Raw genomic sequence first — 17236 nt, 5'->3', positions numbered from 1 at the left:
TTTTTTAGACAACCGCTTTTCGTAATTCTAAACAACCAACAGGGTCCTTATCTCACGAAATCATTTTTGATCTGAATGTTGACAAAGGCCGCTTGTATAATGAATACAGGATTTGTCCATCTGACCTATCTACCTAAAACTGACGGTGATGGATTCGCTTTCGCGAAAGCGATAAGATTAGATAAGATGTCAACAGCAGACCCTCCTTATTGACCCTGTGTGGATCTGGTAGCATCATATTCACGATAATACTGCTCTACGATCTGAATGGTTTCATTCATCAAATCGCGAGTTTCCAATAAGATACTGAAGTAAAGCGTGGTGTTTTTAGGCGATTCTTCATCGTCTTTGGTGCGCTTTACCTGCTTGTCAATTTTTTGGTCCACAAGGACGATAAGTTCACGTTTTTGCAGGATAATTTCCTCTAATTGGTCAAATTCGTGCTTGGTAAAAATCTCCTGGGCATCGTTAAAGATCTCGTGAATGCTCAAAATGATTTCTTTCAAATCTTTGATCTGGGTAAACTTAAGACTCTTGTGATTATTATTAATGTGCGTGTTACTGGCCCTAGAGATATAATCCAATGATTGGGAGATGTCCTGTAGGTTCCCTAAGGCATCGATATAGAACTTACTCGCACCCAGGTTTTTTTCGTCCAGATTTTTAATAAAGAAGAAAATATTATTGCGCAGGTCGTCAATTTCAACACTCAATTTTTTAGACTCCTTGCGGGAGGCTTTCAGGATGGCAAGGTCTTGTGCGATCAACCCGTCCAAGGTGTTTTTGTAGATACGTTTGGAACGCTTGAATACGGTAGCCACGTTAGACGAACTTTCCTCAATAATACCTTGAATGGTTTTGCTTTCTGCTTTTTTAAGTTGGTCAGTTTCCTTTTGGATCTGCTGAGATTTCTTATGTTTTAAGAAGCTACGGATCAACAGAACAATGGCCAAGGTCACCAGCGCCACAACGGCATACATCCCGCCTATGTGTAGGATATAGGCAAATAAAGCAGCGGCTGTAAAAGCACTAAAAGCCGTAAAAAACCACCCACCAATTACGTTCAACACTCCGGCAATACGGTAAACAGCGCTCTCAGTTCCCCAAGCGCGATCGGCCAGGGAAGTTCCCATGGCTACCATAAAGGTCACGTAGGTGGTGGAGAGCGGTAATTTATAAGAGGTCGCAATAGAAATCAATACACTAGCTACCATAAGGTTAACTGAGGCGCGCACATAGTCAAAGGCAGGCTTGTCGGCATGTCTGGAGACTACTTTTGGAGCAATGGGCTTGTCAAAACGGGCGGAGATGTATTCCTGAGTAGACTCTGGGGTAATGGATTTAATCCCTTCGGCAGCCATTAGAGAATAGCGTACCAAATATCTGGAAATAGCATTGGGTTGGAAACGCTCCGTTCCAGAATCCTGTCTGGCCAGATCTACTGAAGTTTTTACTACGGCTTGTGCTTTGGAAGACAACCACAGCGTCGCAATCATGATCAATCCCGCAACGATGAGCAGGATTTTATCGGCAGGGAGTTTGGCAGCCAGGCGTTCCATACTGATTTCACTGGCCATTAATCCTGTAGATTCTGCATATTCCCAGGCTTGGTAAGCACCGATAGGTACACCAATAAAGTTGACCAGGTCATTTCCAGCAAAAGCCATGGCCAGACCAAATGTTCCCAGAATGATAATAAGTTTATAGATATCCCATTTCAAGACATAGACATATACCAGGGAAACAACGGTCCAAATAAGGGTAGCAACTGTAATCAATACCGTAACATCCATGGTTTGTAAGTTGTTCAGCGCTTGATTAAGAGGTTCAAAATAAAGATCTGCTCCTTTAAAACCTTTTAGGATGATAAAATAGAAAAGGCTGGTAAGTGACAATCCGCCGAAAACTCCAGCATAAAAAGCAGGTCGCTTGCGGAAGTCAAAAGTAAGCATGAGTCGAGAGAGGAATTGGACCAGCGCTCCTATAGTAAAAGCAATGAGGACGGATAGCAGAATTCCCAAAATAATGGTCAAAGCAGTATCGGTGGCGATATATTGCCCTAGATTGAGGAAGGTTTCTGTATCACTGGCATTGATCTTAATCAATGAAACACACACAGCTGCCCCCAACAATTCAAATACGATAGAAACTGTAGTTGACGTGGGTAATCCCATCGAATTGAAAAAATCCAGAAGCAAAACGTCAGTAATCATGACCGCCATAAAAATGGTCATGACCTCATCAAAGTAAAATTCGCCCGGATTAAAAATCCCTTTTCTGGCCACCTCCATCATCCCTTGTGAGGAGAGAGCTCCGAGCGCCACCCCTAAGCTGGCGATGATCATAATGGTCTTAAAATTGATCGCCTTGGAACCTATGGCACTGTTCAGAAAATTGACTGCATCATTGCTCACTCCCACAACCAGGTCGGTGATGGCCAGACCGGTAAGGATAAAGAGCATGTAAATATATATATCAGACATATGGCGCTTTTATTCAATCTGCAAAAGTCGTGTTTTAAAAACTTTCCAGTGTTATGGGATTGTTATCAATACACTCATACTATAGAGTTATTATGAAGATACATAGGCTTCAATCCAACAAAACAAGCTTGAATACAAAAAGCCACCCGACTGGGGTGGCTTTTATAAAATAATCAGTTAGATGAACTAGAAGTTGTAGCCCGTCCAACTAAATGCAGTAGCATCAGCTCCTGTGTTGTTAGCAGAGATATTCACTGTAGCGCCTGGCGCATTTTTAATATCAGTCTCGTCCGCCGTACCATTGGCGGTAGCATCGATAGAAGTTGATGCAGTTGCATTTCCTCTTGAATCTTCCAGGTCAATAAAGTCAGAAGCAATGGCAGTTCCAAAAGTACCTGCCAACGCGTTAGTAATTCTGGCAGTAGCTCCACGACGGACCTTGATCAAGTCAGAAAACTCAACATTATTACCAGAATTGATGATCGTAATATTATTCACTGTAAAGTCCGACTGTGTATTATCAGAAGGCGAGTTCCCGTCAAGGTTACCATCGGCCTCAATACCTCTTGGGTCAGAAGTTACAGCAGTGTAATCGGCCTGACGGATACCATAAAGGTTGGTACAAGTTCCTCTGTAACCCTGCGTAAAGTCAAACATATCATCCTTAGCATTTAGAACAAAGATGTTGGAAGCATTAACCGATCCGCCGAAAAACTCAATACCATCATCATCTCCATTAGCAATCCAGATATTAGAAAGCGTAGTCCCTGAACCAACACCGTTAAGCGTCAACCCATTGTGTTCTGCGCTACCGTCAATACGAGCACCCGTATATTCAATGATCACATGGTCAAGAACACCAGAGTTATCTGCATCGTTATCACCCCCAAAAAGGACACCAGTATTCACCTCAGTTCCGGCCTCATTTTGCCCTTGAGGATTTTGACCTGAAATAAAGGCGTTCCCATTAATGATCAACCCACCCCAAGCGGCTGGTGATTGTGAAGAAGCTGTAAATCTGATAGGCGCATTGGGTTCACCATCGGCGATAATACGTCCTCCTCTTTCTACCATCAAATAAACATCTGTTCCTCCTGCCTGAGCTGTAATCACAGTTCCCGCTGGAATGGTTAGAGTCACTCCATTTTTAACGAATAGAGGACCGTTTAACACATATGAATTTCCAGCTACAAGAGTTCTATTTTCGGTAATATTTCCAGACAAAGACAACTCTTCATTATTGCCTTGATTTCCTCCAGAGACATCATCATCAGTACTACAGGAAGTGATGCTTAAGGCTGCTATGGTAAGCGCTGATAAAATAAATTTTTTCATTTTTTTGTTTTTAAAGTTTTCAGTTTGAATGTTGGTGCAAATTAACTCCTTGATAACCATGAAGGTGTTAAGCCAACTTTACCAAACTTTAAAATTTGTAGCTGTATCCCAGGCTAATGTTAACTCCGCGGGTGTAGCTACTTAACACTGTATTGTTGTCCAGGCCTTCACGCTCCAATTGGATTTCGGGATTGAGGATATTTTTAGCTTTTAGGGATAACTTCCCATTCTCTCCAATACCTAAAGATCCCACAAAATCCAGGGTAGGTACGCCCACCTCTGTGATATTCTCAAATCCTCTCGTTCCCACAGAGTAAACACGATCACTGAAGTAGTTCAACACCATGGCAGTATTTACCTTGCTGTGACCAAAAAATGTGCTGTAATTTAAATCCAGGTTCAACAATAATGGAGCTGCTCCCTGCAATTGGGTGCTTTCCTCACTGAACTGGGCCAATGGATCGTCCAGGTCCTGCTTGCTGTAAATATAGCTGGCATTGAATCCCACTGTAAAAGTGGCATTTCTCGGTGCGTCTACTTCCAGTTCTGCCAATTCCTTGGTCCAAACATCTTTGCGCAATTCAAATTCTGCTCCCAATACTGTGGCTGTTTCACCTACATTCAAATAAGTTAAGGTATTACCCGCACTTGGGATCTCAACCCTAGAAACTGGATCATTGATGTTCTTATAGAATCCGGTAAGCGAGATCAACTCTCCTTTGGATGGATAGTATTCATAGGCCAAGTCAAAGTTCAAGATGGTAGAGGCCTCCAAATCAGGATTACCTTGAATTGAGAATTGAACTCCATCATATCTAAATGGTGCAATTTCTTTGAATCGAGGTAACATATAGGTCTGACTGGCACCAAATCTTATAATATTATCCTCGTTAAGATTGTATTTCAACCCTAAACTGGGTAGAAAAAATGACTCTTCTATAATAGAAGGACCGTTGATCGAACTTCTGGCGATGTTGGTATTATATTCTACCTCTTGCTCGATATTTTCGAATCTACCTCCTAAGTTGATGAGGAATTTATCAGAAAATTGTTTCACATAATTGGCTCCCCCAGTGATCGTGTATTTATCCCCTAGATAATAGAATGGATCAAAAGCATTAGGATTGATAGCACTCCCCCGTCCTGTTTCCAATCTAAAATTACCTGCTACCAGGGAAGGTTGACTATAAAATGCATCTGGATTATCAATATCAACTTCAATTCGGTTGTTTACTGTATGGTTAAAAGTTGTAGCCTTAAATATATGATGGGTATAGCGATAAGAGGTATTCAAGCTGATAAAATGAGCCAGGTCACTTTCTGCATCTGTGTTCAAGTCAAACTTAAGATTGGCAATACCGTTAAAATCATTTTCCTGAACTTCACTAAAATATCTCTGGTTATTCCCTCCAGAATCTATGTTTGGACTATAAAAGCCATCCCTGAAAAGATATTCAAAATCACGTCGGTCGGGCTCACTACCCCTGACAGCATTAAATGATGCTTTGACCTCAAGATCCAAACGATCACTCAAAGCAAAATTAGTCAGTAGCTGATTGACATATACATTGTTATTATTGGTTTGCTGTCTTCTTAAGAAAATACGGTCTCCTTCTTGCTCAGGATTATTGATACCCTCATATTCCTGAAAGCTTTGGGTATTTTTATGAATGTACATAGAGATCAACTCTATATTGTTTTTCCCCATTACATAATTAAGGTTACCCATGGCAATTTGCGAGGTGCCATAATCGTAATTCACACCATCTAAATCAAAAAATTCAACTCCAGCACTGTTGGTATTCCTTACTGTTCTTTCAGTAAATCGGTATCCATTATCAAAGGTCAACAAACCGTATACATTCAAATGGTTGTCGCCGATATCAAATCTTTTACCTCCTGCGATAGATAGCCCAAGGTTAGGACTGGCATCATTTGTTTCTGGAGCCAACTGATTATTAAAAGAATATACACTCAAATTATCTACCGGCACCTCTTCCTCACTAAAACCAAAGAAACCTTCTCCATCTATACCTTTAAAATCCTCACCTATGGTTTGTGTGTTGATTCCCGTGGCCAAACCTATATCTAGGGCTCTTTTTCCGGTTAGCCCTTTCATATCAATATTGATGTTAGCTCCAGCGTTGTCACCTGTAATCTCTGAAGTGAACACTTTGTTGATATCAACACTTTCTAACAGATCTGATCCAAAGAAGTCCAAAGAAATATTTTTGTATTCAGGATCGTCAGAAGGTAAGGGTAAACTATTCAAAGTAGTTGAATTATATCTGTCACCTAGTCCACGTACAAATACATTCTTTACCCCTGACTGCTTCGACACACCACTTACCTTGGTCACTGCACCTTCAGCATCGCTCACCCCTTTTTGGGACAATTCCTCGGCACCAATGGATTGTTTAATCGTTATGGCATTCTTCTTTTCAAGAATTAAGGCTTCGGCACTTTCACGGCTTTTGGTTACGGTTATTTCTATCGCTTCAAGAGCGGCTGCTTCAGCACTCATAGGCACATTAATGGTGGTCGTAAAGCCTTCGTTGATCTTGACGTCAGGTATTTCTACCGTCTGCATTCCCACAAAAGAAACGATCAAAGTGTAAGTCCCAACCGGAGCCACAATGCGGAATTTCCCATCCATATCAGTTTGCGCCCCCAACGTGGTACCTTTCAACTGCACTGAAGCAAAAGCTACAGGTTCATCATCATAATCCGTATCAGTCACCAGACCGGCAACCGTACCATTTTGCGCTGAAACCAAGGCAGTTACAAAAAACAAAATAAGAAAAAACAACTTTTTCATTTGGTCATATTTATATTTTGCAAAAGAACAACCACAAAGGACGTTTATGAGTTATCACACCATTAAGTCCTATTCATTCTACGTTAAGAAATGGTAAAATCAAAAAGCGCTGACGGACGTCAAAATCCTGTGTATATTGCCCAAAAAAAGACAATGAACTGGCAACAGCTGCTTTCGCTGAAACGTTTTGGAGATCAGGTACCACGACTCAGGGCTGATCAGGATGAATTAAGACTGGGGTTTGAGGTGGATTACGACCGGGTGATCTTTTCTCAGCAATTCCGCAGTCTGCAGGATAAAACCCAGGTCATTCCGTTGAGCCAAAGCGGTTTTGTACACACACGTCTAACCCATTCTCTAGAAGTAAGTGTAGTGGGACGCTCCTTGGGACGTATGGCTGGACAGCGTATTCTGGACAAACATCCACATTTATCGGCCCTGGGGTATAAACAACAAGATTTTGGTGCTATCGTCGCCGCTGCCGCATTGGCACATGATATCGGAAATCCACCTTTTGGCCATAGTGGCGAAAAATCTATTGGCTCCTTTTTCTCTTCAGGTGTAGGCGCAAGAATGATTGAACCGCTTTCGCGAAAGCAACAACAAGACCTGCTTCAATATGAGGGGAATGCTAACGGCTATCACCTACTCAATCAAAGTCAACCTGGTATTCCTGGCGGTTTACGTTTGTCCTATGCTACCTTGGGTGCTTTCATTAAATACCCAAAGGATTCCTTACCTCATCGACCTACGCGCCATATCTCCCAAAAGAAATTTGGTGTTTTCCAGGCAGATTGGGCACATTTTGAGGATGTAGCTCAGGAATTAGGCTTAAAAGCCCCTGAGAACAATCCTGAAAAATATTACCGCCATCCGTTGGCCTATCTAGTAGAAGCCGCAGATGATATCTGTTACACCATCATAGACTTTGAAGATGGAATCAACCTGGGATGGATCAGCGAGGACCACGCGCTCGAACAATTCATCAACTTGGTGAGGGATACCATACGGACTGAAGCTTATAGCCAGCTTAAAACTACTTCCCAAAGACTGGCTTATTTAAGATCTTTGGCCATCAACAATCTGATCAAAGATTGCGTGGACATCTTTATGAATCATGAGGAAGCTATCCTCGATGGTGAAATGAGTAAAGCACTAACAGACCTATCCACCTATAAGGCACAAATCGACGATATATTAGGGATTACCGTAGAACGAGTTTACAGACATGAAGAGGTCATCCAAAAAGAAATTGCCGGGTATAAAATTCTGCGTGACATATTAGGGGCCGTTTGTCAGGCCTGTGAAAACAAATTGGAAGATAGGCTCACCCCTTACGACAAACTTATACTGACATCTTGCAAAGGTCTAGACATAGCTGAGAAAGACCGATACCATAGTTTACTAGAAGCTTGTGGTTACGTGGCCTCGCTTACCGACAGTAAGTCTATGGCGCTATTTGGTGTCATAAATGGCAAGGTGTAAACAGAGTTTCTCCAGGCTTATTTATATTTACGTACCATAGAATAAAGGTCATGAAAATCAAGCGTATTTTATTTTTTACCACTTCAGTACTTTTTATTGGAGCTGGCTTTTGGCATTGTTCTCCTGATACTACAATGGAGGACGCACAGGCACTACACAGAGAATTTGTTTTGAATAGTGCAGTTCATAAATCTCTATCCATGTCAAAAGAAGAGCGCAAGGCTCATGGCCTCCCTCCTAATGCCTATAATGAACGCATGTGGGAGCTTACCATGAATCCCAGACTAGGATATCCAACTCCTTTTAAGGTTCAACCTGTTGAGACAAATAGCATAGGAAAAAGTGTTCCAGGTTCGGGCGCTAGGGCATGGGAAGAACGCGGTCCCAATAATGTAGGTGGTCGTACACGCGTAGTTTTTTACGATCCTAACGACGTAGGTGCAAACAATGGAGATGGGATTGATTACAACAGGGTTTTTGCAGGCGGTGTTGGCGGCGGACTTTGGGTAAATGATGATATAACTGACCCGAATGAACAGTGGACTATTGTTCCGGGAGTGGCAGCCAACTTGAGTGTGCAAAGTTATGCCATCGATCCACTTAATCCGCAAAACATATACATCGGTACAGGCGAGCAATATACAGGAGGTGCAGCCATCGGCGATGGACTTTATAAATCTTCTGACGGAGGAAACACATGGGCAGCGGTACCAGTACCATTTGCTGGTCCTGGAGATGCTAGCACCGGAACTAATCTCTTTAAAGCGGGAATATTTTGCATTAATGACGTTGTCGTTTGGGATAATAATGGAAATGCTGAGATTTACATAGGGGTGGGATCTATCTTGTACAATTCTCCAAACTTCAATATTTCCAATCCTGTCGGCGTGTTGGGAACACAGAATACGGGTATTTATAAAAGTATTGATGATGGTTCGACCTGGAGCAGGGTAGAATCACCAATCTTATCCTATAATTTTAGCGGACAAACCTTTTATGTCTCCCCCAACGATTTTGAGATTAGCGCTGATAATACACTCTATATGAGCACCATCAATTCAGCAGGAACTGGTCAAGGCGGTGGCCGGGTTTACCGCTCAACAGATGGGGTGAGTTGGTCGCTCAGAAACGTTATCCCTGGTGCTAATCGGGTAGAAATTGCAGCTTCAGGTCAGGATGCCAACAAGTTTTATATTGCCGCACAAGTGTTGAGCGCTGGAGATTTGTTTGTTACAGATGATGCCTTCGCCAGTGTCACGCCAATCAACGAGCCCAATGATGCAGATAATTCTATTCCTTCTACCGATTTTACCAGAGGACAGGCCTTTTATGATTTGGTGATTGAGACGGATCCCACCAATGACCAAATTGTTTACGTGGGCGGAATTGACAGCTTCAGATCAGTAAATGGCGGGACTTCATACAGCCAGATTTCTAAGTGGATGAATGGCAATGGACTTCAAACCATTAACGCCCCTTTTGTACACGCAGATATACATGCCATCAGTTTCAAACCTGGAAATCCAAATGAGGGACTGATCGGGAGCGATGGCGGAGTCTCATGGGCGCAGAGTTTTAACCAAGCCAATACCAACTCCAGCGCTATTCTAACAAGAAACAATGGTTATAATGTCACTCAATTCTATTACGGGAGTATAGCAGCTCTCGGTCAGGCCAATGGGGATGATCTGGCAGGCGGTACACAAGATAACGGTACGCTCGCTGTCAATGACGCTACGCCTGGTGAGAATGCTTTTGGAACCGTGTTGGGTGGTGATGGCGGATATGTAGCTATTGATGAGGTTGATAATTACGCGGTGATCACCTCCCAGTTTAATAATCATAGAAATGTGACCTACCCAACCTATAATTTTAGATATTGTATCTCCACTCCCAATTGCGGTGATGGCGGCAATAATCCAGATGGAGATTTTATCAATGTAGCCGAACTGGATGCTAATCTAGATTACTTCTTTTCCAACAGCCGAAATTTTAATGGAACAAATGCCATTGAGGCTTGTCAATTGTTTTCTGGAGCTTCAGCCTGTACGTTGCTGAGTAATTCTTTGATATCCAGCTCTAGACCAACTGCCTTAAAAGTTTCTCCCTACACCACTACAAGTACCAGCCTTTTTATAGGTACTGAATTTTCAAAATTGGTCAAGGTTGAAAATGCAAACACCACCAATCCGGTTTGGTTGGACATCTCTGACCCGAACTTTTTGGGAAGCGTTTCAGATATTGAGTTTGGTGCCTCTGAACAGGAAATCTACCTGACCATGCACAATTATGGGGTCAACAATATCTGGTACACCAATGACGGCGGAACAACCTGGGAACCCAAGGATGGTAACTTACCCGATATTCCCGTCAAAACAATTCTTGCCAATCCATTACTACCAGGAGAGGTTATGATTGGAACTGAATTAGGAATCTATGCCACAAGCGATTTTGCCAACACGAATCCAGCTTGGCAACCTCTGATCAACGGTATGACCAATGTCAAGGTAGTCGACTTAGACCTCAGGTTGTCCGATAATACGATTTTGGCCACTACCCATGGTCGCGGTATGTTTACAGGTAAATTTGATACATTGGGTATCGCTTTCGCGGAAGCGGAAACTACAGAAATCAGTGTCTATCCAACAATTTCTGACGGAGTTTTCCAATTAGCAGCCTCATCCACGTTGGGTGAAGCTAACATTCGTGTTTTTGACCTTTCTGGAAGGGAAGTATCCAACCAGTTATCTTCTATCAGCGCGACACCGATTCGCATTGAGATCTATGGTCCCAGTGGCATGTATTTGATACGCATCCAAAAGGAAGGTTTTGTACAAACCCAAAAGGTGATCAAACGCTAGACCAGCCTCATAATTAGCGCTGTTAAAGTATCACGATCAATCCCTGCTAGCTTGTGTAATTCTGCCGTAGAACCATGTTCGATAAATTGATCTGGAATCCCTAAACGATGAATCACAGGGACTGAACCTAAGCCTCGTTTTGAGGAAACATAGTCGGTTACCATACTTCCAAGACCTCCTATCACACAACCATCCTCAATAGTGATGATATGTTCATGATGTTCAATAATTTCATCCAACACTTGGGTGTCCAATGGCTTGAGAAATCGCATATCTACGTGCGTAGGTTTGAATTGCAGGTCGACGATCGCATCCTGCACCATGCTACCAATGCTTCCCAAACTAAGGACCGCAATTTTTGAGGATTGGTGGAGTACACGGGCCTTTCCCAGTTTTATCTCCCTGAAGTCTACTTGCCAATCCCGCAATTGTCCTCGTCCCCTGGGATATCTGATAGCGATGGGCTGGTTCAGTCCTTGTGAAGCTGTGTACATCATCTGGCGCAGTTCGATAGCATCCATGGGCGCTGAAAGGATCATATTAGGAATGCAGTTTAAATAGGCCAGGTCATATACACCGTGATGTGTTGCACCATCCTTACCGACCAGTCCTGCTCGGTCAAGGCAGAAGACCACTGGCAATTTCTGCAATGCGACATCATGTACGACCTGATCGTAGGCTCGTTGAAGAAATGTAGAGTAAATATTACAAAACGGGACCAATCCCTGAGTGACCATACCAGCAGCAAGAGTGACGGCATGTTGTTCTGCAATACCCACATCAAAAGCCCGATCCGGATAGGCATCCATCATTATCTTCATTGAACTTCCGGTAGGCATGGCAGGAGTAATCCCTACGACTTTTGGATTCTTTGCAGCCAATTCGGTCAATGTAATCCCAAACACATCCTGGAATTTTGGCGGAAGCTCACTGGTATCACTAGCAGGAATCTCACCTGTATATTTATCAAACTTTCCAGGAGCGTGATAGCGCACCTGATCTTGCTCGGCTTGTTTTAGTCCTTTGCCTTTAAGGGTACGCACATGAAGCAATCTAGGACCTGAAAGTGATCGTTGCCGATTCAATTCTTGGATCAACAGCTCCAGATTATGTCCATCGATAGGTCCTGAATAGTCAAAATTTAACGCCTCAAAAATGTTATCCCTTCCGGTAACCTTACCTGATTTTGTTTTCGTGAGGTAGTCCTTCAGAGCGCCTACACTAGGGTCTATTCCAATCGCATTGTCGTTGAGAATGACCAAGAGATCTGCACCGCTCACACCTGCATGGTTTAAAGCTTCAAAAGCCATCCCACTGGCAATACTGGCATCCCCTACTACCGCCACATGCTTAGTATCTACACCTTTTAATGCACTGGCCATGGCCATTCCCAATGCAGCACTAATGGCAGTGGAACTATGACCTGTGCCAAAGGTATCGTAAACACTTTCGGCTCTTTTGGGAAATCCCGACAAACCACCCAGATCCCGATTGGTATGAAAATCAACTCTCCTACCAGTCAAAATTTTGTGCCCATAGGCTTGGTGTCCCACGTCCCAGACCAACAAGTCTTTGGGAGTTTGGAACACATAATGCAATGCGATGGTAAGCTCTACCACACCCAGACTTGCGCCCAAATGTCCTTCTTTGGTTGCCACGACATCAATGATGAAATCACGCAGTTCGCCAGCCAATTGAGGTAATTGTTCGGTCTCCAGTTGTCTTAAATCTGCTGGATCATCAATTTGGGAAAGTAAGGATCTTACCATGTTTCAAAGGTACGCCAAGGCTTTTTGAAAATATAGAAATTAGTCAGAGATGAATGCTTAGTTTTGTAAGATGATCGAGCCCTTTGACCACCGCTATTTTATGGAAAAAGCCCTGCAAGAGGCCCAAGCCGCTTTTGACAGGGATGAAATCCCAGTAGGTGCCGTTATCGTTACGCAAAATCGCATTATTGCCAAGGGCCATAACCTCACAGAAACCTTGACCGATGTCACCGCCCACGCTGAAATGCAGGCTATCACCGCTGCATCAGGATTTACAGGCGGAAAATATCTCAAAGATTGTAGCCTGTATGTAACCTTGGAACCATGCCAGATGTGTGCAGGGGCACTGTACTGGTCGCAGATGGGAACATTAGTATTTGGCGCAAGGGATCTGGACAGGGGTTACCAAAACATGGGCTCCTGCTTACATCCAAAAACCCAAGTTGTATCTGGTATACTAGAACAAGAATGTAGCCTACTTCTTAGGGAATTCTTTGATAGAAAACGCAGCTTGAATTGATTGTCAAACAATGCTGGGGCAGCTTACTACTGCTCAAATCTTTTTCGGACTCGATCAGCGATGTCCTGCATTTGCTCTTGATCCAACTGCACCTTGTTGACAAACCTCATGTCTTCCATGCTTCTTAAAGGGATCAGATGAACGTGCACATGTGGGACCTCTAACCCAATCACAGACATGCCGATCCTAAGACAACTTACTTCTTCTCTCAGAGCGAGCGCAACCTTCCTGCTGAACGACATCAAACCGTCATAAGTTTCCTGATCTAAATCAAAAAGTTTATTGACCTCTTTTTTGGGAACGCACAAAGTATGACCTGGTGCATTGGGATTGATATCGAGAAAAGCATAGAACTGATCTGTTTCAGCTACTTTATAAGTAGGAATTTCTCCCGCGATGATTTTAGTAAAAATACTCATATCAGTCTCTTGAAATTTCCAGGACTTCAAGTTTTATACTTCCTACCGGTACCTGAGCCTCGGCAACATCACCCACCTGTTTACCCAGCAGAGCCTTTCCAATAGGAGACTCTACAGAAATATGACCTTTAGAAAGGTCGGCTTCACTTTGCGCAACCAATTTATAATTCATGATCATCTTATTGTTCAAGTTTTTGATCTTTACCGTACTGTGGATCAAAGCTTTTGAAAGATCAAGACTGTTCTCATCAATAATCCGAGCATTAGCTACAATAGCTTCAAGTTTAGAAATGCGCATTTCCAGCATTCCTTGGGCTTCTTTGGCCGCATCGTATTCAGCATTTTCACTCAAGTCACCTTTATCCCTGGCCTCGGCAATAGCTTGGGAAGCGGCGGGACGCTCCACATCCTTCAGGTGGCTTAATTCGTCCTTTAATTTTTTTAGTCCTTCTTCGGTATAATATGATACGTTACTCATGATTGTCAAAAGATTTAAATGAAATGGTCAATGATCCAGGGTCAATCGCTCTAAATTCCTGACCATTAAAGAGGAAATAGACGCCATTTATGAGCCCATGACCTTAAAAAACAAAATCCCATCATTGCTGCGGGATTGTCAAACAAATATACTAAAACCTAATCATAACGTTATACCTTTGATACAGAATATCAAACAAACATACATGCGTAGAATTCTTGCCTTATTGTTGTTGGGAGCATTGCTGGCCTGTTCCAGTGATGATGACGGTAGACAAAATCCATTTTTGGTAGATATAGGATTCCAATTTGATATCAACACCAGCCTACCGCAATACTCCACCCTCAATTTTCCAGGCACATCCGTAGTTGTCAATAGCGCAGGTATCCGTGGTTTTGTGATTTATCACTTCAACAATGAGCAATATGTTGCCTATGAATTGAGCGATCCCAACCACGCCCCCAACTCCTGTTCAACAATGACCATTTCGGGTATTGAGGCCACTTGCCCCTGTACCGATGACATCAATAAATACAATATTCTGACTGGCCGGCCCATTGAGGGGGAAGGCAGGTTTGGAATGAAAGCCTATCGGGTGGTCAAGAGTGGTAACATCATCCGTGTATCCAATTAAAAAAGCACCTCAACCCAAACAAGGGTCAAGATGCTTATTTATACTAACATTAGAGGCCTTAAAAGTTAAAGGTCGCACCTAATAAATAGTTAACACCCGCCTGCGGATAGTAGCCGACTCCTTCTACCGTTGTAACAGTCCCTGGATTAGAAAAGTCGTCGTCAAAGGAAAAGTAATAACCATTTGAGATGTATTCCACATCAAAAATATTATTCACCAATCCAGTGAAAACAACACTTTCAAATATGGAATTGGTCTCAATGGTATAAACCAAGTTCAAATCATTGATAAAGAAGTCATCCAATTGGGACAGCGACGCCTCGGTATTACTCATAAATTGCTGACCTACATATTTGCTCAACAGTGATATTTGTAATGATTTTACTGGCTGAAAAACTACAGCATTGGCGGCAATGACTTCAGGAGAGTAGGCAATATCAGTACTGCCCAAGTTTTGAATTTCTCCATCAAAAGATCGGACGGTCTCCAGGTTTTTGTTGCTGCTTAACGTAAGATTGGGTTGAAGCAACCATTTCTTCCCGAGTTGAACATTGGCTTCTAGTTCTAGGCCCAACCTATAACTCTCTCCAGAATTTTCTCTGATCAAAGCCCCGACATCATTGATGGCACCGGTCAATACGAGTTGCTGGTTGTAATACATAAAATAAGCATTGGCATTCAAACTGAAATTCCCCTTGCGGTGTCGCCAGCCCAATTCAAAATCATTGAGTTGCTCGGGCTCGATCTCTGGATTGTTTTGAAAGTCATCTCTATTGGGTTCTCTATTTGCCCTTGCATAAGAAAAGTAGAAATCGTTGCTGGTGTCAAAGGCATAAGTCAAGCCTGCTTTCGGATTGAAAAACGTATAATTCTCATCTACGTTGAATGCCGCCAAATCAGAGTCGATTCCCGAAGTCTCATAATTGACGTTACGCACCTGTAGATCGGCATACAACTGGAATTTGTCATCGAGTTTAATGTTCGCTTTCGCGAAAGCGGAAACATCATTCTTCTTTCCATTCCCACCATAATAACGATCCCGAATCTCGCTTTGGGAGGCAAAACGCGCCCAGATCACCTCACCATAATGATCTCCATCATAGTGACTGAAGGAAACTCCCGTTAGAATATCGGCCTTATTGTCCTTGTAATTCAGATTGAGGTTGGCCACATAATAATCATTGTCTAACCAGCGACGACGCACAAGGTCTGTGGTATTAACAGGTTGACCGTTAACAACCAATGGGTCAAATCCGTAGGTATCAAAATCGTCATCCTCGCGAAATTGTTCAAAGAAGCCACGACCGTAGGTGTAGTTCAAGCCTAAATTTGCTGACCATTTGTTGTCAAAACGCTCGTTCCAGTGCAGCTGGTAGTGGTCTTGTCGGTAATCATCCACCTCGCGGTCATAGAATCTTGTTTCTCCATTTTCATCCGTGTATTGGCCAGCGGGATTGAATTGGCGGTCCTCAGCCAGCTGCTCAGGCGTTAGCCCAAACCATGATTGATAGGTGACTTCCTCCCCACCAAACGTAATGGCCTTGATCAGGCGTTTATCATCGACATAGGAGCCTTGAAGGAAATAGGATTTTAAGTCGGTGCTGGCACGGTCTACAAAACCATCTGAGGCAATATTGGACAAGCGACCGGCGATCTCAACATGTTCATTCAGCAGGCCAGTAGAAAATTTTACCGTATGTTTCCTGCTGTTAAAACTACCAAACGAATTAGAAATTTGACCAGAGGCCTCGGATTCAATGGCATCGGTAAGCAAGTTTAAACTGGCTCCAAAAGCCCCGCTTCCATTGGTACTGGTTCCCACACCGCGTTGCAACTGCAGGCTTTCTACCGATGAAGAAAAGTCCCCTAAATTGACAAAAAAGGTTCCCAGGGACTCTGCATCATTATACGGAATACCATTGATGGTAACGTTGGTTGATCTGGCATCTACCCCACGCACCCTAAAACTGGTGTAACCAATCCCGGCACCTGCGTCACTCGTGGTAACTACTGAGGGTAGGAAATTAATGATGGTGGGTAAATCTTGGCCCAGATTTCTTTTAACAATTTCCTTTTCAGAGAGATTGCTGTGGGTGATTGGCGAATTGGCATCTACGCGTACGGCCTTGACCAGTACCTCATCCAGCTTTTCTGCGGTGAGCGAATCCTTTTCCTGTGTGTTTTGCGCTGCGGCCAGACCCGTTGAAAAAAGGGCTCCTACCATGACAACGCGACATAAATGTTTCATAAGAACAGTTGTAGTTCCAATGAAAGGGGCATTCATTCGGTTTGGGTTAATATTAAGTTAGAGAGGATGCTCTTGAAAAGTATTGGTGGTATACGCTGACCTGGCTAAAGGTGTATGTTTATCCCAACCAGTGTTGCTTTTACTACTAGTACTTTTCCTATCCCTTGGCAACATTACTCGCCCAGG

General features: G+C 43.1%; 11 protein-coding genes. 4 read left to right on the top strand and 7 right to left on the bottom strand.

Going from position 1 to position 17236, the window contains the following annotated elements; all coding sequences use genetic code 11:
• Positions 1 to 206: 206 nt before the first annotated feature.
• The 3 genes from EGM47_RS03440 to EGM47_RS03430 form a co-directional block, all read right to left on the bottom strand.
• Entirely contained in the window at positions 207 to 2483 is a 2277-nt protein-coding gene (locus EGM47_RS03440; RefSeq protein ID WP_124979351.1) for an inorganic phosphate transporter, read from the bottom strand.
• Positions 2484 to 2669: 186 nt separating this feature from the next.
• The gene (locus EGM47_RS03435) at positions 2670 to 3818 is read right to left on the bottom strand and encodes a hypothetical protein (protein WP_124979350.1); all 1149 of its coding nucleotides are present in this window, start codon (positions 3816 to 3818) and stop codon (positions 2670 to 2672) included.
• Between the two features lie 88 nt (positions 3819 to 3906).
• Complete coding sequence (locus EGM47_RS03430) at positions 3907 to 6636, bottom strand: TonB-dependent receptor (RefSeq protein WP_124979349.1); 2730 nt, start codon at positions 6634 to 6636, stop codon at positions 3907 to 3909.
• 153 nt (positions 6637 to 6789) lie between these two features.
• On the opposite strand from EGM47_RS03430, the gene dgt reads away from it, so the two are divergent.
• Together dgt and EGM47_RS03420 are read left to right on the top strand one after the other, a co-directional pair.
• Positions 6790 to 8121, top strand: a complete 1332-nt coding sequence (dgt, locus tag EGM47_RS03425; RefSeq protein WP_124979348.1) for a dGTP triphosphohydrolase — start codon at positions 6790 to 6792, stop codon at positions 8119 to 8121.
• Positions 8122 to 8171: 50 nt separating this feature from the next.
• Complete coding sequence (locus tag EGM47_RS03420) at positions 8172 to 10982, top strand: T9SS type A sorting domain-containing protein (RefSeq protein WP_124979347.1); 2811 nt, start codon at positions 8172 to 8174, stop codon at positions 10980 to 10982.
• Here EGM47_RS03420 and EGM47_RS03415 read toward each other — a convergent pair.
• Positions 10979 to 12751: a 1-deoxy-D-xylulose-5-phosphate synthase gene (locus EGM47_RS03415; protein ID WP_124979346.1), complete on the bottom strand. Its 1773-nt coding sequence runs from the start codon at positions 12749 to 12751 to the stop codon at positions 10979 to 10981. The two genes, EGM47_RS03420 and EGM47_RS03415, sit on opposite strands and share 4 nt — an antisense overlap.
• Before the next feature lie 70 nt (positions 12752 to 12821).
• On the opposite strand from EGM47_RS03415, the gene EGM47_RS03410 reads away from it, so the two are divergent.
• Positions 12822 to 13271 carry a nucleoside deaminase gene (locus EGM47_RS03410; protein WP_124979345.1) on the top strand — a complete coding sequence of 150 codons (450 nt, stop codon included), beginning with the start codon at positions 12822 to 12824 and terminating at the stop codon, positions 13269 to 13271.
• Between the two features lie 26 nt (positions 13272 to 13297).
• Here EGM47_RS03410 and EGM47_RS03405 read toward each other — a convergent pair whose 3' ends face one another.
• Positions 13298 to 13690, bottom strand: coding sequence for an HIT family protein (locus EGM47_RS03405; RefSeq protein WP_124979344.1), 393 nt, complete (start codon positions 13688 to 13690; stop codon positions 13298 to 13300).
• Between the two features lies 1 nt (position 13691).
• Positions 13692 to 14168, bottom strand: a complete 477-nt coding sequence (greA, locus tag EGM47_RS03400) for a transcription elongation factor GreA (protein ID WP_124979343.1) — start codon at positions 14166 to 14168, stop codon at positions 13692 to 13694.
• Positions 14169 to 14373: 205 nt separating this feature from the next.
• Here greA and EGM47_RS03395 point away from each other — a divergent pair, with 205 nt between their 5' ends.
• Positions 14374 to 14802 (top strand): Rieske (2Fe-2S) protein, encoded by a 429-nt coding sequence (locus tag EGM47_RS03395; RefSeq protein WP_124979342.1) that lies wholly within the window; start codon positions 14374 to 14376, stop codon positions 14800 to 14802.
• A 58-nt stretch (positions 14803 to 14860) separates the two neighbouring features.
• On the opposite strand, the gene EGM47_RS03390 is transcribed toward EGM47_RS03395, so the two are convergent.
• Positions 14861 to 17050 (bottom strand): TonB-dependent receptor, encoded by a 2190-nt coding sequence (locus tag EGM47_RS03390; protein WP_124979341.1) that lies wholly within the window; start codon positions 17048 to 17050, stop codon positions 14861 to 14863.
• Positions 17051 to 17236 lie beyond the last annotated feature (186 nt).

It is taken from the genome of Nonlabens xiamenensis (assembly GCF_003865345.1).
Taxonomy (GTDB): domain Bacteria; phylum Bacteroidota; class Bacteroidia; order Flavobacteriales; family Flavobacteriaceae; genus Nonlabens; species Nonlabens xiamenensis.
This window is presented reverse-complemented; position numbering and strand designations above follow the sequence as displayed.